Origin of the sequence: Bacillus sp. AFS041924 (assembly GCF_002577195.1) — a bacterium.
In the GTDB taxonomy this organism is placed as follows: Bacteria; Bacillota; Bacilli; order Bacillales; family Bacillaceae_G; genus Gottfriedia.
Map to the genome: position 1 here is coordinate 1 of NZ_NULG01000046.1, position 20,369 is coordinate 20,369.

At 32.7% G+C, this 20,369-nt stretch carries 23 protein-coding genes and 1 pseudogene; 18 read left to right on the plus strand and 6 right to left on the minus strand.

Annotated features, from left to right (window positions below; genetic code table 11):
- Nucleotides 1–742 precede the first annotated feature (742 nt).
- On the minus strand, nucleotides 743–1,168 hold the full coding sequence (locus tag COC46_RS13475; protein ID WP_098810229.1) for a hypothetical protein: 426 nt from the start codon (nucleotides 1,166–1,168) through the stop codon (nucleotides 743–745).
- Between the two features lie 270 nt (nucleotides 1,169–1,438).
- On the opposite strand from COC46_RS13475, the gene COC46_RS13480 reads away from it, so the two are divergent.
- The 3 genes and pseudogenes from COC46_RS13480 to COC46_RS22215 all read left to right on the plus strand — a co-directional run.
- Nucleotides 1,439–2,353, plus strand: a complete 915-nt coding sequence (locus COC46_RS13480) for a LysR family transcriptional regulator (RefSeq protein WP_098810230.1) — start codon at nucleotides 1,439–1,441, stop codon at nucleotides 2,351–2,353.
- Between the two features lie 456 nt (nucleotides 2,354–2,809).
- Nucleotides 2,810–3,706: a LysR family transcriptional regulator gene (locus COC46_RS13485; RefSeq protein ID WP_176545148.1), complete on the plus strand. Its 897-nt coding sequence runs from the start codon at nucleotides 2,810–2,812 to the stop codon at nucleotides 3,704–3,706.
- 13 nt (nucleotides 3,707–3,719) lie between these two features.
- Nucleotides 3,720–3,804: pseudogene (locus tag COC46_RS22215) on the plus strand (manganese catalase family protein); the annotation flags it as partial.
- Nucleotides 3,805–3,932: 128 nt separating this feature from the next.
- Here the strand turns inward: COC46_RS22215 and COC46_RS13490 are convergent.
- The 4 genes from COC46_RS13490 to COC46_RS13505 all read right to left on the minus strand — a co-directional run bounded on the left by COC46_RS13490 (nucleotide 3,933) and on the right by COC46_RS13505 (nucleotide 6,047).
- Nucleotides 3,933–4,313: a DUF1775 domain-containing protein gene (locus tag COC46_RS13490; RefSeq protein ID WP_098810232.1), complete on the minus strand. Its 381-nt coding sequence runs from the start codon at nucleotides 4,311–4,313 to the stop codon at nucleotides 3,933–3,935.
- 355 nt (nucleotides 4,314–4,668) lie between these two features.
- Complete coding sequence (locus tag COC46_RS13495; protein ID WP_141550903.1) at nucleotides 4,669–4,980, minus strand: hypothetical protein; 312 nt, start codon at nucleotides 4,978–4,980, stop codon at nucleotides 4,669–4,671.
- 46 nt (nucleotides 4,981–5,026) lie between these two features.
- Nucleotides 5,027–5,695 (minus strand): recombinase family protein, encoded by a 669-nt coding sequence (locus COC46_RS13500; protein WP_098810234.1) that lies wholly within the window; start codon nucleotides 5,693–5,695, stop codon nucleotides 5,027–5,029.
- On the minus strand, nucleotides 5,637–6,047 hold the full coding sequence (locus tag COC46_RS13505; protein WP_098810235.1) for a recombinase family protein: 411 nt from the start codon (nucleotides 6,045–6,047) through the stop codon (nucleotides 5,637–5,639). The genes COC46_RS13500 and COC46_RS13505 overlap by 59 nt, the downstream gene beginning before the upstream one ends.
- Before the next feature lie 318 nt (nucleotides 6,048–6,365).
- Here COC46_RS13505 and COC46_RS13510 point away from each other — a divergent pair, with 318 nt between their 5' ends.
- The 14 genes from COC46_RS13510 to map all read left to right on the plus strand — a co-directional run bounded on the left by COC46_RS13510 (nucleotide 6,366) and on the right by map (nucleotide 19,398).
- Nucleotides 6,366–6,554 (plus strand): hypothetical protein, encoded by a 189-nt coding sequence (locus COC46_RS13510; RefSeq protein ID WP_098810236.1) that lies wholly within the window; start codon nucleotides 6,366–6,368, stop codon nucleotides 6,552–6,554.
- Between the two features lie 317 nt (nucleotides 6,555–6,871).
- Nucleotides 6,872–7,465, plus strand: a complete 594-nt coding sequence (locus tag COC46_RS13515) for a TerD family protein (protein WP_098810237.1) — start codon at nucleotides 6,872–6,874, stop codon at nucleotides 7,463–7,465.
- A gap of 28 nt (nucleotides 7,466–7,493) precedes the next feature.
- Nucleotides 7,494–8,072, plus strand: a complete 579-nt coding sequence (locus COC46_RS13520; protein WP_098810238.1) for a TerD family protein — start codon at nucleotides 7,494–7,496, stop codon at nucleotides 8,070–8,072.
- Nucleotides 8,073–8,489: 417 nt separating this feature from the next.
- Nucleotides 8,490–8,696, plus strand: a complete 207-nt coding sequence (locus COC46_RS13525) for a helix-turn-helix domain-containing protein (protein ID WP_255294902.1) — start codon at nucleotides 8,490–8,492, stop codon at nucleotides 8,694–8,696.
- 25 nt (nucleotides 8,697–8,721) lie between these two features.
- Nucleotides 8,722–10,341 carry a YceG family protein gene (locus tag COC46_RS13530; RefSeq protein WP_098810239.1) on the plus strand — a complete coding sequence of 540 codons (1,620 nt, stop codon included), beginning with the start codon at nucleotides 8,722–8,724 and terminating at the stop codon, nucleotides 10,339–10,341.
- A gap of 13 nt (nucleotides 10,342–10,354) precedes the next feature.
- Nucleotides 10,355–11,440: a toxic anion resistance protein gene (locus COC46_RS13535; protein WP_098810240.1), complete on the plus strand. Its 1,086-nt coding sequence runs from the start codon at nucleotides 10,355–10,357 to the stop codon at nucleotides 11,438–11,440.
- Nucleotides 11,441–11,855: 415 nt separating this feature from the next.
- Nucleotides 11,856–12,851, plus strand: coding sequence for an iron-siderophore ABC transporter substrate-binding protein (locus COC46_RS13540; RefSeq protein ID WP_098810241.1), 996 nt, complete (start codon nucleotides 11,856–11,858; stop codon nucleotides 12,849–12,851).
- A 13-nt stretch (nucleotides 12,852–12,864) separates the two neighbouring features.
- A complete protein-coding gene (locus tag COC46_RS13545; RefSeq protein WP_255294903.1) occupies nucleotides 12,865–13,926 on the plus strand; it encodes a FecCD family ABC transporter permease in 1,062 nt (353 codons plus the stop codon).
- A gap of 50 nt (nucleotides 13,927–13,976) precedes the next feature.
- Entirely contained in the window at nucleotides 13,977–15,023 is a 1,047-nt protein-coding gene (locus tag COC46_RS13550) for a FecCD family ABC transporter permease (protein ID WP_098810243.1), read from the plus strand.
- Nucleotides 15,024–15,113: 90 nt separating this feature from the next.
- Entirely contained in the window at nucleotides 15,114–15,944 is an 831-nt protein-coding gene (locus tag COC46_RS13555; protein WP_098810244.1) for an ABC transporter ATP-binding protein, read from the plus strand.
- Nucleotides 15,945–16,341: 397 nt separating this feature from the next.
- Nucleotides 16,342–17,355 carry a S66 family peptidase gene (locus COC46_RS13560; RefSeq protein ID WP_098810245.1) on the plus strand — a complete coding sequence of 338 codons (1,014 nt, stop codon included), beginning with the start codon at nucleotides 16,342–16,344 and terminating at the stop codon, nucleotides 17,353–17,355.
- Nucleotides 17,356–17,469: 114 nt separating this feature from the next.
- Nucleotides 17,470–18,078: a histidine phosphatase family protein gene (locus COC46_RS13565; RefSeq protein ID WP_098810246.1), complete on the plus strand. Its 609-nt coding sequence runs from the start codon at nucleotides 17,470–17,472 to the stop codon at nucleotides 18,076–18,078.
- Nucleotides 18,075–18,485, plus strand: a complete 411-nt coding sequence (locus COC46_RS13570; protein WP_098810247.1) for an NUDIX hydrolase — start codon at nucleotides 18,075–18,077, stop codon at nucleotides 18,483–18,485. Before COC46_RS13565 ends, COC46_RS13570 begins: the two co-directional genes overlap by 4 nt.
- Before the next feature lie 166 nt (nucleotides 18,486–18,651).
- Complete coding sequence (map, locus tag COC46_RS13575) at nucleotides 18,652–19,398, plus strand: type I methionyl aminopeptidase (RefSeq protein WP_098810248.1); 747 nt, start codon at nucleotides 18,652–18,654, stop codon at nucleotides 19,396–19,398.
- A gap of 191 nt (nucleotides 19,399–19,589) precedes the next feature.
- Here map and COC46_RS13585 read toward each other — a convergent pair whose 3' ends face one another.
- Entirely contained in the window at nucleotides 19,590–19,988 is a 399-nt protein-coding gene (locus tag COC46_RS13585; protein WP_098810250.1) for a VOC family protein, read from the minus strand.
- Between the two features lie 165 nt (nucleotides 19,989–20,153).
- On the opposite strand from COC46_RS13585, the gene COC46_RS22220 reads away from it, so the two are divergent.
- Nucleotides 20,154–20,315, plus strand: coding sequence for an RAxF-45 family protein (locus COC46_RS22220; protein ID WP_176545149.1), 162 nt, complete (start codon nucleotides 20,154–20,156; stop codon nucleotides 20,313–20,315).
- Nucleotides 20,316–20,369 lie beyond the last annotated feature (54 nt).

The window sequence follows — 20,369 nt, forward strand, 5'->3', positions numbered from 1 at the left end:
AAAGGTAAAACTTACTATTACAAAATCCGTTCTTACAAAATGGTTGGATCACAAAAAATTTATGGCGAGTGGACAAGTGTAATGTCTATTAAGCTTTAAAAAATGAAATAAAAAGCAGTACAAATTATTCTTAAGTAACAAAGTCAAAAAGGGTGTTGATCATATTGAGACGTATGATAAAACACCCTTTTTATAAGTGAAACGATTAGATTAGATTATCTTTTTTCAAATACAAACTTTCCCTTAATTTTTAATAAATATTTTTCAATAAAAAAAGAACCACTTATAAAAAGTAATGCACCTTCAATTAGGTACATTACAACAAAATAAGTGGTTCAGATAATTTTGTGTTATAAATTTTTTTGACCAAATTTGATTATAAATTTAGAATAAAATCACTTTAAAATGAATTTTGTACGTAACCTTCTAATGACATTATATATTGAAGAGAACGGGATTAGCTTCATTAATGATCATTGATTCTTTATAATATTTTTTTGCTAGTTGTAGTTTTTTCTTCGGAAGTGTTCAGTAGCAAGATAATAATATATTATTGATTTTCTTTCTGGTAAATTACATAACTCACAGCTATTTATTAGATTTTTATAGCGGTTAATAATCTCTTCTCCAACAACGTCTTTGAATTGAATGATCATTAATAATTCAGAATCAAAATAAGGCTGGGCTTTTTCAGCGAAATAATAGGCTAAAAGACTCGATTCAGTTTCATGATAAGCAATTGCTAAGTGATAAAAATATTCTGGGTTTTTATAGATATCTCTTGAATTGATGTTAAAAGTTGAATTGCGTTTTGGTACTCTTTATTTCTCAAAGATTGAATTCCCAATATATGATTTAACATATTACCTTCGTAGAGGGATAATTTGTGTTTTATTTTTTGAATTTTTTTAATGAGAGTAGTTGCTTCTTTAAAATTATTATTCAATAATAGAATTCTAATTTGAAGTAATTGATAAAAATATTTATAAGGTGAAATTGTGATTAAGTCATTTTTTTCAAGATCTTCTTTCGATGCATTGATTTCGTCAGATGCCTGCATAATGATTGCAGCATGTAATTGGTCTAAGGATGTTTTTAATTTACTTAATTTTGTAACTTCTGATTCTAAATCTATTCCTAAACGTTCGGTTAATTTTTTTGTTATCACTATAATAATTTTATAATATATGACGACTTATTAACATTTCGGATAACTTAGAATTTTAGGAAGTAATACTTAGCATTAATTGAATTATTAAATCATAAAAGTGGACAAGTTTTGGGAAATTAAACATAAAAAATTACTAAAAAAGTGAATAGAAGACTGTACTTAAGTGAGGATGAAATTAGCTCAATTTTTAAAATTAATTATATAAAAGGAAGAATTTTTTAATGAACTTTTTTTATTTTAAAATAAAATTATTTGCGGAGGCTAAATATGAATTTTGAACAAATGGAGCATATTGTCACTGTCGCAAATGAAGAGTCGATTACAAAAGCTTCAGAAAAACTCTTTATCTCTACTTCAGGATTAAGTCAATCTATTTCTCAGTTAGAAAATGAGCTAGGAATTAAAATTTTTAATCGATCAAAAAGAAGCATTATTCCTACTATTGAAGGTAAAATAGTTATTTCAACAGCGAAATCTATTATAAAAGCTATAAATGAAATGAATATAGAGATTAACAGAAATAAGAATGAAAAGTATTTAAAAATAGTTTCTTTACCTGGCTTAAATCATTACCTACTGGACACAGCCTTAAAATATAAATTAGAGAATAAAGATTTTAATTTTGTTTTAAAAGAGTGGGAATTAGAAAAGTGGGATTTAGAACAGAAACTAGAAGCTATCATGAAAGAAGAATATGACTTTGCAATAATTCCAGTTCCTTTAAAAGGATTAAAAAAGCTAAAAAATATGTCTTATAAAAAAATTTGTAATAGTCATTTCTGTATTGGAGCTGGAAGAAGTTCACCTTTTTATTCATTGGAATATGTGACTCTAAATGATCTAAAGGAAGCGAAAATAATAAATTATGAACCTGTCAATTTTAATCTACTATCTAAAATGTTTAACGTATCTCCAAATCAAATAATTTTAAACGCAAATCACAATAATTCACTTCTTTATTCAGCAAAAAGGACTGATGCAATTTTTATTGCACCGAAAATTGGATGTCTATATTATGATTTAGTAAAAAATGGAGATATAAAAATGATTCCAATTAAAGAAAATAATCGATTTTTCGAGATTGATTATTGGATTATTTATTTGGAATCAAAAGGTTTGACTAATTTAGCTTCAGAATTTATTGGAAATTTTGTAGAGTGTGTAGATGAATTTAGTAAGTAGAAAACTAAACTTGCTATTTATTACTGTATCTTTTTTAATTCACTTTGCCTATACAATAGTTAGAGATTGCGAAGGACTGTAATAATCAGTACTTTTAATTTTGTTACAGTCAATCTTTCGCATAATAAAAGAGGATTGCACGTTTAAAAGTAATCCTTAGTTTTGATTCTTCTTAAACTAGAACCTTTTCTTCGGCAATTTCTTGTAATTCTTCCTCTAGTGTTGTTTGTGAATATCCTTATTTTATTCAAAGCTAACCGTTACCGTATTATCCTCAACTACTGCATTAATTCGAATTACTTAGAAATATAGGTAGCAATACTTAGCATTAATTGAATTAATAAGGATAAAAATGGTCAATTTTCGGGAAATTAAGTATAAAAATTACTGAATAAAGTAAATAGTAGACTATTTTTAATGAACTTGTATTATTTTTTAAAAAATGAGGTTTTAAAAATGAATTTTGAACAAATGGAGCATATTGTCACTATCGTAAATGAAAAGTCGATTACAAAAGCTTCAGAAAAGCTCTGTATATCTACTTCAGGATTAAGTCAATCTATTTCCCAGCTAGAAAATGAACTAGGAATTAAAATTTTTAATCGAACAAAAAGAAGCATTACTCCTACTATTGAAGGTAAAATAGTTATTTCAACAGCAAATTTTATAATAAAAGCTATAAATGAATTGAATAATGAGATTAACAAAAATAAGAATGAAAAGCATTTAAAAATTGCTACAACAGCTGGATTAAATTATCACCTTCAGGACACAATCTTGAAATATAAATTAGCGCATAATGATATTACTTTTGAATTAGGAGAGGTAGATAGAGAAAATATTATAGAAGCTATTATAAAAGAAGAATATGACTTTGCAATTAAATTAGCCCCTTTGAAAAGTTTAAACGGGCTAAAAAATATATCTTATAAACTAATATGTACTAGTCATTATTGTATTGGAGTTGGAAGAAGTTCACCATTTTATTCATTAGAATATGTAACTCTAAATGATCTAAAGGATGTGAAACTTTTAAATTATAAACTCTCAAATTTAGATTTATTATGTAAATTGTTTAAAATGTCTCCAAAACAAATGTTTTTAAATACAAATAAAGCAAGTTTACTTATAGAGATAGCAAAAGATAGTGATGCAATTTTTATTGCACCAAAAATTGTATATGTAAATCATGAACTAATAATAAATGGAGATGTAAAAATGATTCCAATTAAAGAAAAAAATCAATTTTTCGAGATTGATTTTTTGCTTATTTATTCTGAAACAAAAGGTTTGTCTAATTTAGCTTCAGATTTTATTAAAGATTTTTTAGAGTATACGAACAATTTTTGCTAAGAAGTAAATAGAAAATTCAGACGGTGTGCCGTTCACTACTGCGTATATTCAAGCAAAAGGATCCAATAGCTGATTTATACGAAGATATTGCAGCTGAGACTTAACTCGCTACGTATCTTCTTTTAATAGCCATTCAAATCTCACTTAAATTATAAAAACGAGGGTGCCAGTAAAAGTAAGATCTTTGGGCACCCTCATTTAATGATTTTATCTAAACTACTTAAACTTATTTCTTCCTAAGAATTGCGATTAGTAAAGCGATTACCGAAAGGACAGCTGCCACAATTGACATAACTAAAGGAGTATTACTTGAATTTGATTTCTCAGTATCTTCTTTAACCGTTTCATCTTTTGTTGTTTTAGCAGGTTCTGCTTTTACCGTTGTGTCTTTTACGATATTCGTAATTGAGTGTGGTGCTTCTGATTTTTCGTCACCAGTCCACTCGATAATACTGCCATCTTTATAATATTGATATGGATCCCATGCGCCATTTACTTCAGAATCTGGGTTTTTGACCATAAATACGAACTGTTGAAATTGACCCGCTAAAATTCCACCATTTTGTGCACTCCAAGTTACGGATGTAAAGTGTAACTTTATCTCCATTATGTATTTTCATCCGGATCCCTCAAAACTAATTTTTTCTAATTATGTGTAAAAAGAGCAATTTTACGCGGATTTTATCCAATAAATGCTGACATTAAAGTTAATTCAACATTACATTAATTGGTTCAATTGCTGGTGGTTATGTGGGATTTTTATTTTCAATCATCTTAGCAAAGCCTGTTGAAAATAAAAATAACCAATAATGTACCATAAAACACATGCAATTGCTGGCTTTGTAAACACGATTTAGTAAATAGCAAGACAAATTGAATGACATACCAAACTCTTAAGATAATTAAAGAAACCATTGGAAAAAACAGTGGTTTCTTTAATTGGAATTTATACTTAAAAGTGCTTATTTATAAAAAATAGTTAAATGAGTTTCCGCCGTATGATCACCAACTCTTTTATATTCGATACGTTCAATGACTTCTCTAAAAATATCATTCGTTTCTCTATTAGCTATTGATAAGTCTCCTTTGGTAACGAGTTTAATTTTATTTACTAAGTTTTCAAGTTCGTTCAATTTTTCTTTTTTTGAGTTATTTGATGACTCTAATAATTCTTTCTCAAGTTCCTCCTTTCTAATTTTTAATTTATTTCCGGGCTTCAGCATCAGTAAAAATTTCCATAACAAATCCTTGTTGTACCTTTTTAATCTGTCCATCAATATTCTTAATTTGTTTTTCAATACTATTTATATCGATACTGATTTAGTCTCTTTCTAAAGAATTCTTAATAACATCTATATAATCATCAATTCGTTGAAAAAATTTTGAGAAGTAATCATAAAAAACTTTCTCGAATTGATAGAGATTGACACCTTTATTTTTACAAATTTTATATCCATCTTTTTCATCATAAATCTTAGTTTGGCAACTGGTGATCCTAATTTGTTCACCATGTGCCTTTGTTTTTCTTTTTTGGAAGGAATGTGTAGCACCACAAATAGCACATTTAATTAGGTTAGAGAAAGGCATTTTACCAATTCTTGCACCAGGTGGTCTTGAATTTCGATCTTGTCTAATCTTCCTACACTGTTCCCAAATGTCAGGATCAATAATCGGTTCATGGGCATTCTCAACAAGGATAAAACCACCCTCATTTTTTAGTTGTTTAGGTCTTCCATTTTTATATTTCTCAGTTCTAGAATTTTTTGTTTTACCGTAAACGACACAACCTTTATATACCTCATTTGATAAGACAGTACTTATTCTGGAATCATCCCAGATTGCACCATTAGGAGTTAATACACCTTCAAGTTCAAACGTACGTGAAATTTCAACAGTTGTAGCTCCTTCAGCATAAAGCTTAAAAATGCGCTCAATAACTGGCGCGTAATCGTTTTTTTCTAGTTTCCTTAGTTTTGTAATTCCTTTCATAGCCGAAAGGAGGTCGTCCAAATGCCCAGTTACCCGATTTTACACTTTGAATGCGACCACGAATTAATCTTCGTTTAATGGCCATGTATTCTTGCTTAGAAATAACAGATTCGAAATCTGAAACTAAGTCATCATCAGCTCTGTTATAATCATATGTTTTTGTTTCAGTTACAACTAAAACACCATAGTTAGCTAGAATTTCCTTAATGGTTCCGAAGTGACCCGTATTACGGGAGAGTCTTCCTTGATCAGCAACAACAATCGCATCGTATGCATTCTGCTGCACTTTAGCTAAAAGCTTTTGAAACTCCTCATGTTGTAAATTTTGTGAAGATGCATTATCTTTATATATACACTCTCAAAGATTCAGAGAAGCAGTAGAAATATTGAAAGATGATCGACAACAGCGGAAGATATTTTAAATTTTAAACCTGTTCCTGGTATTTTATTGGGAATAGGTTTTTATTTTAGTAAACTAAGTTTTTAGTAAACGTATAATAAATCAATTAAAAATTATTAAAATACCGTTAACTTTTAATAAAGTTACTAAAATACTTAAATATGGTAAAATTTTCATTTGAAGAACGTGAAGTGATTATTCTGAAGTCTACAATAGAAGGAATATTTTATGGATAAAAGCGTTCTTTTGAATCAGCAGGAGGGAATTTGATTGAAAGCTTTTATAACACTACTTGAAATAATAAATGTAGTTTGTGTAGTTTGTATTTTAGTAAGTAATTTTGGAGTGGAATGGTTAAAAGAAATAAAGATGTTTTTATATACATCAGTTGGTTTAAGTTTTGTACTTAGTTATTTCCTGAAAAAAAAATTAAAAAGTAACATCAAAAGTACTCCATAAGGGTGGATACCAGTTAAAAAAGCTGGATCAAATCCATTTAGCAATGTAGTAATAAAATGGATTACAAGTCTACACTTTTGAATGTAAAAGTGAAAACCAAAAGAAAATAAAATGAACAGATAAAATGGAAATACACCTTCTTAGTTTGAAGGTGTATTTTTTTATAAAATTCGGATTGACTTCAAGACTATGACAATAAATTCTATTATTTTACTAAAATGCTAACATGTTAATGGTATTTCCAAAATTTATATGATAATATGAAAATATAAATCACGCAAGCGTGATTAATACGATGTAAGGAGTGTTAATAGCATATGGCAATTTCTTTACAAAAAGGTCAAAAAGTCGACCTTACAAAAGGAAGAGCGGGACTTTCTTCTTTAACTGTAGGTCTTGGTTGGGATCCAGTCAAAAAAAGTGGTGGATTCTTTGGATTTGGTAAACAAGAAAACATTGACTGTGACGCTTCCGTTTTAATGTTAGATGAAAATGACAAGTTAAGAAGTGCAAGTGATGTAATCTATTTTGGGAACAAAAAAAGCTTATGTGGTAGCGTAGTACATTCTGGAGATAACCTAACAGGTGATGGCCACGGTGACGATGAGCAAGTCTTTGTTAATTTGAATAAGGTTCCGTCTTATGTACATAAACTTGTATTTGTTGTAAATATCTATGCTTGCGTTCAACGTAAGCAAGATTTCGGAATGATTAAAAATGCATTTATCCGTGTAGTAGATAAAGCTGCGAACTCTGAATTAGTACACTATAACATTACTGATAGTTATTCAGGTTTAACTGCTTTATTCCCTGGTGAGATTTATCGTCATAATGGTGAGTGGAAATTCTCAGCAGTTGGAGAAGGAACAAAAGATATAGCTCTTGATAAAATTGTTCAACGTTTTCAATAAATAATAAATAAAAAGGAGTGCAGTTAAAATGACAGTAAATTTATTAAAAGGACAAAAGGTAGATTTAACAAAAACAAATCCAGGTTTAACAAACATTGTTGTTGGATTAGGTTGGGACACTAACAAGTACCATGGTGGAAATGATTTTGACTTAGATTCATCAGTATTTTTATTAAATGGTGCTAGTAAATGTGCTTCTGAAAAAGATTTTGTATTCTATAACAATACTGTAGGTGGAGATGGGTCAGTTGAACACCATGGTGATAACAGAACTGGTGCTGGTGATGGCGACGATGAGCAAGTAGTAGTCAATCTTGCAAATGTTCCTGCTTCAGTTGAAAAGATTGCATTTGCTATTACAATTCATGAGGCAGAAGCACGCAACCAAAACTTCGGACAAGTAAGTAACTCATATGTACGTATTTTAAATGAAACGAATGGTGAAGAGTTAGTCCGTTATGATTTAGGTGAAGATTTCTCAATCGAAACATCAGTAGTTGTTGGAGAGTTATATCGTCATAATGGCGAATGGAAATTCAATGCAATTGGTAGTGGATACCAAGGCGGTTTAATTTCATTAGTGAGGGATTACGGCTTAGACGCTTAATTTTACTAGAAAAAGAATTAGGTTAATAGATAAAAGGGGAAAGAAGAATTCCCCTTTTATTATCGTTTAGGTCATCTTTAGAAAATGTAAAGCCAATATGGGGAGGATTAGTCTGAAAATTTTTAAGATTTTAGATGAAACGTTGAAATAAATCTTTCTGATCAAAGCTGACTGGATGTTGTTATCTTTATGTTAGGTCTAAGAAATAACTTTCTAAAGATGTCCTAGATGATAAATATTGACTATAAAAAAAATAGATTAAAAACGATAGCAATAGAGTGCTATTATTATCTTAAAAATAAGGACCTCTTATCCTATTAAATAATGGTCTCATAAAGGATCACCCTTTTAGTTCGTGAGTTACTTTTACTTTATTAATATTATATTCAGATAATATGTTGTATTCGGGGTGAGAGATTGAATAAACAAAGTAATACGATAAATTTAAATGATCCAAGCCTACTGAGTTCACGTCAAGCTTGTCAAGAATGGGGAATCAACGACTCAACATTGCGTAAGCGTATAAATGATTTTCCAGAAGGAACGATACGTAAATTTGGATCTTCTTGGGTAGTAACTCGTGAAGGTATGTTAGTAGTTTTCGGACAACCAAAAATGAAATAATGATATCAGAAAGGAGTATCTATATATGTCGGCGATCAACCCAAAAACCATGGATATTAATCAACATGAGTGGTTGAGTATATTGAAGCAACCTTCTAAATTAAGACAGTCCTACCAAGTAGAAGGAGAAACCATGCATTTTAATCAAATTGCATGGCGAATTTTAGGAACAAACATCGATGAAGATGAGTATTTTGAAAACTTATATGAACTAGTACATGATGATTCTTTAAATGTCGTTCTACTAAGCGAAGGGTTAAACAAGTCGATTTCGAATGATATGTTTCAAGCAGTACAAAGAGTATTAGCAATTAATGCTGCTGAAAATGGATTGTCAGTGAATAGACTAATTGCATACCTTGAAGGTGAGCGGTTAATTCCGAAGCATACGAATCAACAAATACACAGACATATTCGAGAGCAAATTAAGGTTCTATTTACTACCTTTATAGATACACATAAAAATGGATTCCTTGAAAATCATTTTAGAAGATTATTAGTTGATATTGTGAAATGGTTACATAACCATGTACATAAATGGATTGAGAATTTTCCAATGAGTTCTCCACTTTTGATATGGTATGGTGACGCAACGTTAAGTGAACGTTATTTCCTATACTTACTAATACTTTTAGGCTTTGATGTTGCGATTTTTCATCCTGAAGGGAAAGATTCATTATCTAATTTGTTAGGACATCAAAGTGACAGAATTAAGATCTTACCTTCAACGACAACATTGGTACCTTTTCCACAAGAAAAGCCAGTTAGAAAGAGTACAGTTGCCCATAGAGCAACAAAAGAAATAGAGAAATTATTACATACTGACGATTCATTATTATATAAACCATGGCAATTTAGACATTATGCGTCGAGATCACTTACGCTAAAGGCTACCTATGATGAATTATTCATTTTACATAAAGAAAAAGCAATGCTACGTCCTAATTTCCAAGTAAAGGATAATAGTGTTGAAATTCCGGTCTTCTTTATTAAAATTTTAGGCGTAACGAAAAATCGCCGTGAATATTGGGATAGGATCAGACAATTAACCGAAAGAGATTTAACACTTAAAATAGATCAGTTTCCTTTTACCCAGTCAGTTAAGGGAAACCAACAATATCATTATCAGAATGCATTAGGGCGAGATGGATTACTTGAACCGCAAAAGATGATGGAGAGTAACTGGTGGAGATACAAAGAACTTCCAACAGGATTACAATTTGGACTAGCTTCTGCTATTTCTAGATACGTTGAACGAGCAAATATTAAACCTTTAGCAAATGAAACTAAAGCTCAAACACAATTATTTTTATTTAGCCAATCTATGAATATACCAAATGAAGTCTTAAGATTACTACAACAGTTTGATTACCCACAACAAGTACCAAAGTTAATTATTTATAATACGGAAAAAGACGGCGAGCTTAGTAGAACGGACGCAGCACTACTTTTATTATTGAATGAATTCGGAATCGATTTAGTTATACTCAATCCAACGGGTCAGAATGATATTGAATTATTTGTGGACGAGAAATCATTCGATTCTCATTGGCTTGAAGAGGTTACTTTTGATTCTGAGTTTCATGTATTACGTGCACCAGGACAATCGCTAATTAAAAGTCTATTTAAAAAAATAATTAAATAAAGGAGAGCTTAACATGTCTGTAAATACAATTAAAGAGGCAGAAACACAAGATGCAATTTTACAAGCTAATCCAAACGAAGTGAAATTACAATTAAGAAATGCACCAGAGGTACAACGTTTAGCAAATTCGATCGACCATAGGAATCAAATAGCTCTTTTAGAGTATGGTAAAGAACCGGCAAACGAAATTTCAACCTTCTCAGGTAAAATATTGAATACTATTAAAGCTTCAAGTATGGAAGAATCTAGCGTCCTATTAAAACAGTTAGGGAAAATTATGGACCGTTTCGATGCGAAAGATTTTGCAGAAGAAAAAGGATTTCTTTCTAAGATTTTTAATCGAGGTCAAAAGTTAATTGATAAATTATTTGATAAATATCAAACAATGGGTACGGAAATCGATAAAGTTTATGTGGAAATTACAAAGTTTGAACACGAAATGAAAACATCTACTATGACATTAGAACAACTTTACGAACAAAATGTATCATATTATATGGAGTTAGAAAAATATATAGTAGCTGCAGAGATGAAAGCAGAAGAGTTAAAAACACAGCTCCCTGCTTTAACTGAAAGAGCCGGAACAGGAAATCAGCTTGCGATGATGGAGTTGGATTCTTTAAAAAATGCGGTCGAGTTACTTGAGCAACGTACATATGATTTAGAAATGGCGAAACAAGTTGCTTATCAATCAGCTCCACAAATTCGTTTATTACAACGTGGTAATACTAAACTGATTGGTAAAATTAACTCGGCATTTGTAACGACCATTCCGATTTTTAAAACAGCATTAATTAACGCAATATCAGCTAAGAGACAAAATTTAGTCGCACAATCTATGAATGAATTAGATAAGAGGACAAATGAATTATTATTACGTAATGCAAATACAATATCACAACAAAGTATTGATATTGCCAGATTATCAGGAGCGCCTAGCATTAAAATTGAGACGATGGAAGAAACTTGGAGCATCATCATGAAAGGTATGCAAGAAACGAAAGCAATTGAAGAAGAAAATAAAATTCAGCGAGAACAAGGGAAATTACGTTTAGAGCAACTTCAGGAAAATTTCATTAAACTTAAGCAAGGTAAGTAATGAAATTAAGAGTAGTGAATTTTATTTAATATAGTCAGTGGCCAATCAGCTACTGACTTTTCTTTGAATTAAATTGGTAACCGTACTTTCATTGAGCGACCATCAATACACAATATAAACATAGTTCGCTTTTAAATGATTGGTTACATTTTTAGTAAATTTTTAATTCTTTTATGTTAAAAAAATGTTATTATAATATAATGAAGACAAATGAAAACTAGGCACTTTAGTACATATTGTTTAAAAAAATAGAAGATAAGTAGAAAGTCATCTACTTAAATGATTAAAGTTGATAAATCAATAATTCTGAAAGTTCTGTAATAAGGGCTGATTATATTGACAATAATAGACTGTTTAGTATAATTAAAAATGAAAATGATTATCAACATCAACGTTTAAATAAGGAGAGAAAGAAATGATTAGCAAGTTTAAAATGCCCAAATTACTTGGGATTTTTATGTCTTTATTTTTATTGATTGGTCTAGTTGGCTGTTCGTCAGATTCAAGTGAAAAGTCTGATAGCAAGGGCTCAAATGAATCCGCTGTCACAGTTGATACTAAATTTGGAAAAGTCGAGATCAAAGGGCATCCGAAACGCGTTGTCGCTTTAGGTTGGGGAGACGCGGAGACTGCATTAAGTCTTGGAGTTGAGCCAATTGGTGCAAGTGACTGGCTTGCTTTTGGTGGTGACGGTGTAGGACCTTGGTTAAAAGGTGCATATAAAAAATCACCAACTATTCTTGGAACGATGGAACTTGATTATGAGAAAATTGCTTCACTTAAACCAGATTTAATTCTTGATGTAAAATCTTCAGGTGATGAAGAACGCTATAAACGCCTTTCAGAAATTGCTCCAACGGTTGGAGTTCCTAAAGGTGGCGATAATTACTTAACAACTGCTAAAGATCAAGTACAAATGATTGCACAAGCTCTTGGTAAAGTTGGTAAAGGTGAGGAACTACTTAAGGATGTAGATGTGGCATTTGATAAAGCTGCTAAAGCGAATCCTGAATTTGCAAACAAAAAAGTAGCAGTTGGTGCATACGATTCTACAGGTTTCGGCGCATACGTAACAGGTGATTCTCGTGTTGATTTTGTAACACGACTTGGATTCAAAAACAAAGATGAGATTGAAAAAATAGCTCAAGGAAATTTCTATATTAAAGTGGCTGACGAAAAGTTAGATCTATTAAATGCTGATCTTACGATTGTTTTACCTATTTTTGTTGATCCAAAAGAAATCACAAATAATAAACTTTATCAAAAGATTCCTTCTGTAGCTGATGGCAGATCAATTATCCTTGATAAGGATTCATCAAACGCATTTTCAACAGGTACGGTTCCGGCATTATTATGGGCAATTGATAATTTACCAAAACAGTTTAAAACAGCATTAGAGGGCGGGGAGTAAAACAGTGACAGCGATGAAGCAACCAAAAAACAAAACGACTCAAGAAGTTGGTGCAAATAATAGAACAATTACTTCTATTCGGTTGAAACGGTTTTTGGGCTTCATCGTAGCACTTTTACTTTTGGTAGCCGTAGTATTATTAAGTTTAATGATTGGAGCAAAATCAATTCCTTTTGGAGTTGTATGGGATGCGTTGTTTTCTCCAAACAACAGCTATGATCATACGATCATTCAGAATACGCGGATACCGCGAACGCTTATTGCACTAATGGTAGGACCTGCGTTTGGATTAGCTGGAGCATTGATTCAAGTATTAACTAGAAATCCACTAGCGGACCCTGGTATTCTTGGGGTAAATGCTGGAGCAGCCTTTGCAGTTGCTTTAGGTGTTGGAGTATTTTCTGTTACATCGATGTCTGCCTATATGTGGTTTGCACTAGCTGGTGCATTAATCGCAACAATTGCGGTGTATGTTATTAGTGGAGGAGCCGGCAAAAAAGCACCTACACCTGTACAAATTACACTAGCTGGAGTAGCAATTGGGGCAACATTGAGTGGAATTACAACTTCATTAACAATGATGAATAGTAAGGCATTTGCACGAATGTTGAATTGGAGCGTTGGAACATTGGCTAGAAGAAGTCTTGATGACCTTTGGCTTGTTCTTCCAATTTTAATTGTTGGTACCTTATTAGCTTTTGTCATTACACCTGCATTAAATGCGATCGCATTTGGAGACGATCGTGCATCATCCTTAGGGGTAAATGTTGGCGTGACTCGTACAATTGGTTTGATAGCAATAACCTTATTGGCTGGTGGTGCAACTGCAATAGCTGGCCCAATTGGTTTTATTGGTTTAATGGTGCCACATTGTGTACGATGGTTTGTAGGTCCAGATCAGTTCTGGATCTTTCTATACTCAATTGTAGCGGCACCGATTCTACTCATACTTTCGGATATTATTGGCAGGGTGGTATTGTTACCTTCAGAAGTTCCAGTTGGTATCATCACCGGATTAGTTGGTGCACCGATTTTACTAATTCTTGTACGTAGACGTAAAGCGAGTGGATTATAATATGAAAATCATTTGTGGCAATTGTTTAAATGTAAGAAGGAGTGAATGTTATGCGCCCCATTAATTATGGCCGGCACTATCTACAACTTAAATGGCCTGTAAAGGTGCGCATCGACGTAAGGAGCATGATTGTTACCGCAATTCTTCTGATCGCCACGATTGCAATAGCAATGTTTGCATTAATGGTAGGTACACTGAAATTAAGTGTTAATGAAGTTTTTTCTGCTCTTATTGGCCAGGCGTCAGGGATGACGCAAACTGTTGTCGTTGATTGGCGCTTACCACGAGTGTTAGCTGCGATTATTTTTGGAGCGGGCTTAGCAGTAAGTGGCATGATTTTTCAATCAATAACTAGGAATCCATTAGGATCACCTGATATCATTGGCTTTACTTCAGGCTCTTATACTGGAGCGCTTATTGTGCTTCTTGTCTCTAAGTCAACTTCCTACATTGGTGTAGCTAGTGGTGCTTTAATAGGCGGATTCACAACAGCCCTTCTTATTTATTTGCTTGCTTTTCGAAAAGGAACTCAGAATTTCCGCCTAATTATCGTTGGAATAGCGATTTCGGCTATGTTAGGAAGTGTTAACTCGATGCTCCTTATTAAAAGTGAGGCAGAGGTCGCGTTAACTGCCGCAGCTTGGGGAGTTGGCTCATTAAATGGAATTGATTGGAAGCGAGTAGTCCTTCCAGCAATTGCTGTTCTTCTTCTAATTGTTTGCGCTGGGATTATGAACAGACCTTTGCGTGAGATGGAGCTCGGTATGGATGCAGCTAAATCTCATGGTGTCCGTATTGAACGATCCCAACTAGTGTTGATCTTAATTGCCGTTGCATTGACGGCAGCTCCGACAGCAGTAATTGGTCCAGTTAGCTTTGTTGCACTAGTTGCGCCACAAATAGCTAAACGAATCACGAAATCGGAGGAGAGTATTTTACCAGCAGCGATGATGGGTGCATTTCTTTTATTAGGCGCGGACGTTCTCGCGCAAAGAGCAATTCCAGGAACAATCTTTCCAGTTGGTGTAGTAACTTTATCATTAGGTGGAGTATACTTAGTGTGGCTATTATTTCGCCAAGCACGTTCAGCAGCTTAAACGAAGTAAAAATTTGCAATGTAGTAGGTCCTTTATCACTAGGGTTTCATGTATTACGAAATTCTGATTGAAAGAAGTTGAAATTGAATTATGAAGTTAACAGCGGCAGAAATTCAAAGCCAAAAAAATTCCAAGACAGAGTCAAGGCTTTGGACAGAAAACATTACAATCAAATACGATAATCGGATAATATCCAGAAACCTTTCAGTACAGATTCCAGATGGATCATTTACAGTAATTGTAGGACCAAACGGATGTGGGAAATCAACACTACTGCGAACACTTTCAAATTTACTTAAGCCATCTGAAGGGAAAATTTTATTAGACGGGAAAGCCATTACGTCTTATAAATCAAAGGAAGTAGCTCGTAAACTAGGCTTGTTGCCTCAATCTTCAACTGCGCCAGATGGTATTACAGTAGCCAATTTGATTGCACATGGTCGATATCCATATCAGAGTCTGATAAGACAATGGACTGATGAGGATGAAGCTGCGGTAATGTCAGCGATGGAGCTTACAAATACGAGTGATTTATCGCACCGTTACGTCGACGAACTTTCAGGAGGACAAAGACAAAGGGTTTGGGTCGCTATGGTACTTGCTCAACAAACACCAATGTTGCTTCTTGATGAACCAACGACATATCTTGATATTGCTCATCAAATTGAACTGCTAGAGTTATTCAAAGATCTCAATCAGCAAGGAAATACATTAGTTGCTGTTTTACATGATTTGAATCACGCTGCGAGATATGCAGATAATATAATCGCAATGAAAGATGGACAAGTCATTGCACAAGGAAATCCAAGTGAGATTATCACTGAAAAACTAGTTGAAGAAGTATTCGGTTTAAAATGTATGATAATTGCAGATCCAATTGCCATGACGCCATTAGTCGTACCATTGGGGAAAAAACGTTAATTTAAACAACTTTTTTAAGAAATCTAATAAAAAACACTACTAAAAAAATAATTAATTATTTTTTTAGTAGTGTTTTTTTAGTTGGCATTTATCAAGCTTTTTCTTTTAGTTTGTATTAGTTTGAAAGAATCATTATGAGATCAAAACGTATTTAATACAATTGTTCTAGTAAGTAAATGACAAAGCGGAGAATTGATATGATTAAAGAAATGGTAGTAGTCGATCAATTAATTTTTTATTATTTCATCGGCTTTTTTTGATTATGCTATTGTTGGTTGGGAATGATCAGAATCACTTTCATTCATTAAATAATATTTTTAAATAGAAAGATAAGAATTTATGGTTGTATCTCACATAGTATTCTATTAGAATCAGTAAAAAGAAAATAGGTGATAAGATGATTAGATATCCTGTTCTAAAAAGTGGTGCAACGATTGGGGTGACAGCTCCGTCATCAGGTTTAAAGGAACAATTCCATGAATTGATGAAGCAGTCAATTAGCCGTATGGAAAGAGAAGGGTTTAAGTTGGAATGTGGAGATACAGTTTGGACGCAAAACAAAGCTAAATCAGCAAATGCAAAAAAGCGTGCAAGTGAGTTAAATAGAATGATGAAAGATGAAGAAATTGACTTAATCTTTCCGCCGTGGGGTGGAGAGCTTGCGATTGAAACCCTCGATAAATTGGAGTTTGATAGCTATAAAGTAAAATGGATTTTAGGATATTCTGACACTAGTATTATTATATTAGCATTTACTTTAATAACAGGGGTTGCTACTGCACACGGTACGAATTTAATCGATTTAAGAGGAGAATATTCTGATGAGACAACGGCAATGTGGCAGAAAGTTTTAGCAACTAAGTCCGGGGGCTCTGTTATTCAAGCTTCATCACCATTGTTCCAAGCGAAATGGCAGCATGAAAACCGAACACCTTATGTATTTCATTTATCCGAAAAAACAAAGTGGAAAACAACTTCGAATAAAGCTGAAAAAGTTCAAGGTAGATTGCTTGGTGGGTGTATTGATGTAATTAGACATCTTGTCGGGACTCCTTATGGTGATGTTCAATTATTTAGCAGAAAATACATTCGAAGGAAACCAATTATCTGGTATTTTGAGAATTGTGAAATGAATACAACAGATTTAAGAAGATCCTTAGTACAAATGAAACTTGCAGGATGGTTTGAAAATTGTTCTGGAATATTATTTGGACGTAGTGCAGCAAATCAAACAGTGGATAACTATACGATAGAAGATGTATATAAAGAGTTAAATGAAGAATTAGAAATACCAATTATATACGATATTGATTGCGGTCACGTGCCACCTCAACTTACTTTCATTAACGGAGCATTTGCAGAAATAGAAGTTAATGATGGAAAAGGTAAAATTGTACAGTCTTTTATTTAATACAAAAAATAAAACATTTTTTGCTTTATTTGCAGAAAAGTTTGACTATTTATCTAGTAGTGGTATAATGTTTTTCTGTGTCTAGAAAATGTTAGTAAGAGAGGGTGGGGTATTATGGAAATTTTGTTAATTCGTCATGGGCAATCTGAAGCCGATATTTTAAATGTGCATGAAGGTAGAGCTGATTTTTCTTTAACAGAATTAGGGATTAAACAAGTTCACAAAATGGCTGAAAGAGTAAAAGATGAATTTGCTCCAGAAATTATTTGGTCGAGTACTTTAAAAAGAGCTAAAGAAACTGCAACAATACTATCGAATCGTATAGGATGCGAAGTGAAATTTGAAGACGACCTAATGGAACATAATAATGGTGTGTTAGCTGGTCTATCATTTGAAGATGCAAAAAAGATTCCTATGCCTAAACATCCTCATGAACGTGTCGAAAATGGGGAGTCTGCAATCGAATTTCGAATGAGAATGGAAATGATTTTTTCAAGAATTTTAGCGAACTCAACTCACATAGAAAGAATTGCAATCGTAGCCCATGGTGGGGTTATACATAATTTAATCCATTCTTTCTTAAAGATGCCGATCCATACAGACTTTGGATTTTTTACTGGAGATACAGGTATACACTTATTAGAGATTAATAATAGAGGCAGGTTTATTAGATTTCTAAATGATACGAATCATATCAAAAGTCTTGTAGAGGTAACAAAATGAAAAAGGTTAATGTAGTTTATACGCTACTATATAATGAAGAAAGTAACAGTGTCTTAATGGTACAAAATGAAAATGAAATCTGGACATTACCTGGTGGTGCTGTTGAGGATAATGAAACATTAAAACAAGCAGCAGTTCGAGAAGCATTTGAGGAAACGGGACTTGAAGTTGAAGTAGGAAATATCATCGCAATCAATGAAGCTTTTTTTCCAGAAAGAGGACATCATGCACTTATGATTACGTTTGCTGCAAAAATAATCGGCGGACAGATCGTTATTACTCATGAAGATGAAATTTTACAAATTAAATGGATTGATCTAAAAACTGCAAATAAATTAATGCCTTATCATAAGTCAGGAATAGAAAAATTACTCGAGTCATCTATTCCTTATACTTTTCAAGACTGATAAGATAAAAGTAAACGAATGAGGAGAATAGAGCATCCCTGGAATTCAGTGAGGCTCTTTTTCTATTAAAAGAAAAAGTTGAATAAGTGCTTAAAAGACTATAACATATTAATATTATGGCATAATAAAGAAAGACATATTATCAAATAGAATCAGGAGCAATAAAATGATTATAAATAATGAACAAGAATTAGAAGCTTTAAGAAAAATCGGTCGTATTGTAGCGCTAGCAAGAGAAGAAATGAAAGCAAAGGCTGTTGTTGGAATGACAACGAAAGAATTAGATGAAATTGGTAGAAAAGTGTTAGAAGAGCATGGCGCAACTTCAGCCCCTCAAAAAGAATATGATTTTCCTGGTACAACATGTATTAGTGTAAATGAAGAGGTTGCTCATGGAATTCCAGGTGATCGCGTACTTCAAGATGGAGATTTAGTTAATATTGATGTTTCCGCAGAATTAGATGGATACTATGCGGATACTGGAATCTCTTTCGTAATTGGCAATGGTGATTTATTAAAAGAAAAGCTTTGTAAAGCTGCAGAAGATGCATTTTGGGCTGCAATGAAAAAAACAAAAGCAGGTTCAAAGAAAAACCAAATTGGAAGAGCTGTATTTAATGAAGCAAGTAAGAACGGTTTCAATGTAATTGAAAATTTAACAGGACACGGAATTGGCAAAAGCCTTCATGAAAGTCCGCAACACATTTTAAACTATTTCGATCCAATGGATAAAGCATTATTAAAAGATGGTCTTGTATTAGCAGTAGAACCATTTATCTCAGCAAATGCGGACCACATCATTGAATCAGGAGATGGCTGGACATTTGTGACTCCAGACAAAAGCTTAGTAGCTCAATGCGAGCATACAATTGTAGTAACGAAAGGTGAACCAATTATCTTAACACAGTTGTAAGGGGTAATGCAGACTGCCCGCCAAACGCTCGCTTTCTTCGTTGCTTCGCCTGCTAAAGCGGTGCTCATTACCGTTNNTCATCAGGCTTCGCGCCTCGAAAGACAAGCGCTGGCAATCAGTCTGAAAATCAAATTGTTAGGACTTTGTCTACAAACTGAAGCGAAGAATTTTATATTCTTCGCTTTTATTAGTCATACTTCTATCGAATAGTTAAGCTCCCAAGTAAATCCATTTTTATCTTTTACGACTGCAAATCTTGAGTTCCAAAATGTGTCTTGGAGTTCCATATGAATTTCTCCGTCTTTTGATAACTTTTCATATATTGAATTAATTTCATCTTCAGAACTCAAATCAAGCGTTGTCCAAATATTGTCTCCCTTGACTAATGGTCTAAAAGCATCCGCGAAATAAATTACACAGTTGTCGTTGATATGTAATTCTGCGTGAATATATTTTCCTTCATGGCCTTTAAACATTTCCATTCCATCACCAGTTTGTGTATTCTTGATCTCACCACCAAATATTTGCTTGTAGTACTCAAGTTCTTCTTTACAGCTTTCAACGTAAATATGTGGTAAAATTTTTTTCATTTTCTCTCCTCAATTCCTTTAGTTTGATGTTGAAAAATAAATAGGTATAAATTGCGAACAATAACTCACAATTTAAGTATAGCCAGCTATAATAGGTATTGTGCTAAAAGTTAAAATATTTTATAATTTAAATAAATTTATGTTCGAAAAGGAGGTGTAGAAAAGATGTTACGTTTTCAAATGGTTTGCGCACAAATGATCGAGTTTTTATATTATTGTCGTGCAAAATTTGCGTTTTTAGCTGTTAACGGGATAGCTGTGTCCTTTTTTAACAATATAACAACTCAAATAAAACGAAAACGTACTCTTTCCTACGACTTCATTTGATAAAATAATTGTGTGATCACACACTTCTATTTAAGTCATGATTTAAGCCATGGA

Excerpts from the sequence above, each read along its gene's own strand:
- COC46_RS13480 (WP_098810230.1), top strand. The coding sequence starts at position 1,439 with ATGAATTTTGAACAAATGGAGCATATTGTCACTGTCGCAAATGAAGAG.
- COC46_RS13485 (WP_176545148.1), top strand. The coding sequence starts at position 2,810 with ATGAATTTTGAACAAATGGAGCATATTGTCACTATCGTAAATGAAAAG.
- COC46_RS13490 (WP_098810232.1), bottom strand. The coding sequence starts at position 4,313 with ATGGAGATAAAGTTACACTTTACATCCGTAACTTGGAGTGCACAAAAT.
- COC46_RS13495 (WP_141550903.1), bottom strand. The coding sequence starts at position 4,980 with ATGGACAGATTAAAAAGGTACAACAAGGATTTGTTATGGAAATTTTTA.
- COC46_RS13500 (WP_098810234.1), bottom strand. The coding sequence starts at position 5,695 with ATGAAAGGAATTACAAAACTAAGGAAACTAGAAAAAAACGATTACGCG.
- COC46_RS13515 (WP_098810237.1), top strand. The coding sequence starts at position 6,872 with ATGGCAATTTCTTTACAAAAAGGTCAAAAAGTCGACCTTACAAAAGGA.
- COC46_RS13520 (WP_098810238.1), top strand. The coding sequence starts at position 7,494 with ATGACAGTAAATTTATTAAAAGGACAAAAGGTAGATTTAACAAAAACA.
- COC46_RS13530 (WP_098810239.1), top strand. The coding sequence starts at position 8,722 with ATGTCGGCGATCAACCCAAAAACCATGGATATTAATCAACATGAGTGG.
- COC46_RS13535 (WP_098810240.1), top strand. The coding sequence starts at position 10,355 with ATGTCTGTAAATACAATTAAAGAGGCAGAAACACAAGATGCAATTTTA.
- COC46_RS13540 (WP_098810241.1), top strand. The coding sequence starts at position 11,856 with ATGATTAGCAAGTTTAAAATGCCCAAATTACTTGGGATTTTTATGTCT.
- COC46_RS13545 (WP_255294903.1), top strand. The coding sequence starts at position 12,865 with ATGAAGCAACCAAAAAACAAAACGACTCAAGAAGTTGGTGCAAATAAT.
- COC46_RS13550 (WP_098810243.1), top strand. The coding sequence starts at position 13,977 with ATGCGCCCCATTAATTATGGCCGGCACTATCTACAACTTAAATGGCCT.
- COC46_RS13555 (WP_098810244.1), top strand. The coding sequence starts at position 15,114 with ATGAAGTTAACAGCGGCAGAAATTCAAAGCCAAAAAAATTCCAAGACA.
- COC46_RS13560 (WP_098810245.1), top strand. The coding sequence starts at position 16,342 with ATGATTAGATATCCTGTTCTAAAAAGTGGTGCAACGATTGGGGTGACA.
- COC46_RS13565 (WP_098810246.1), top strand. The coding sequence starts at position 17,470 with ATGGAAATTTTGTTAATTCGTCATGGGCAATCTGAAGCCGATATTTTA.
- COC46_RS13570 (WP_098810247.1), top strand. The coding sequence starts at position 18,075 with ATGAAAAAGGTTAATGTAGTTTATACGCTACTATATAATGAAGAAAGT.
- map (WP_098810248.1), top strand. The coding sequence starts at position 18,652 with ATGATTATAAATAATGAACAAGAATTAGAAGCTTTAAGAAAAATCGGT.
- COC46_RS13585 (WP_098810250.1), bottom strand. The coding sequence starts at position 19,988 with ATGAAAAAAATTTTACCACATATTTACGTTGAAAGCTGTAAAGAAGAA.
- COC46_RS22220 (WP_176545149.1), top strand. The coding sequence starts at position 20,154 with ATGTTACGTTTTCAAATGGTTTGCGCACAAATGATCGAGTTTTTATAT.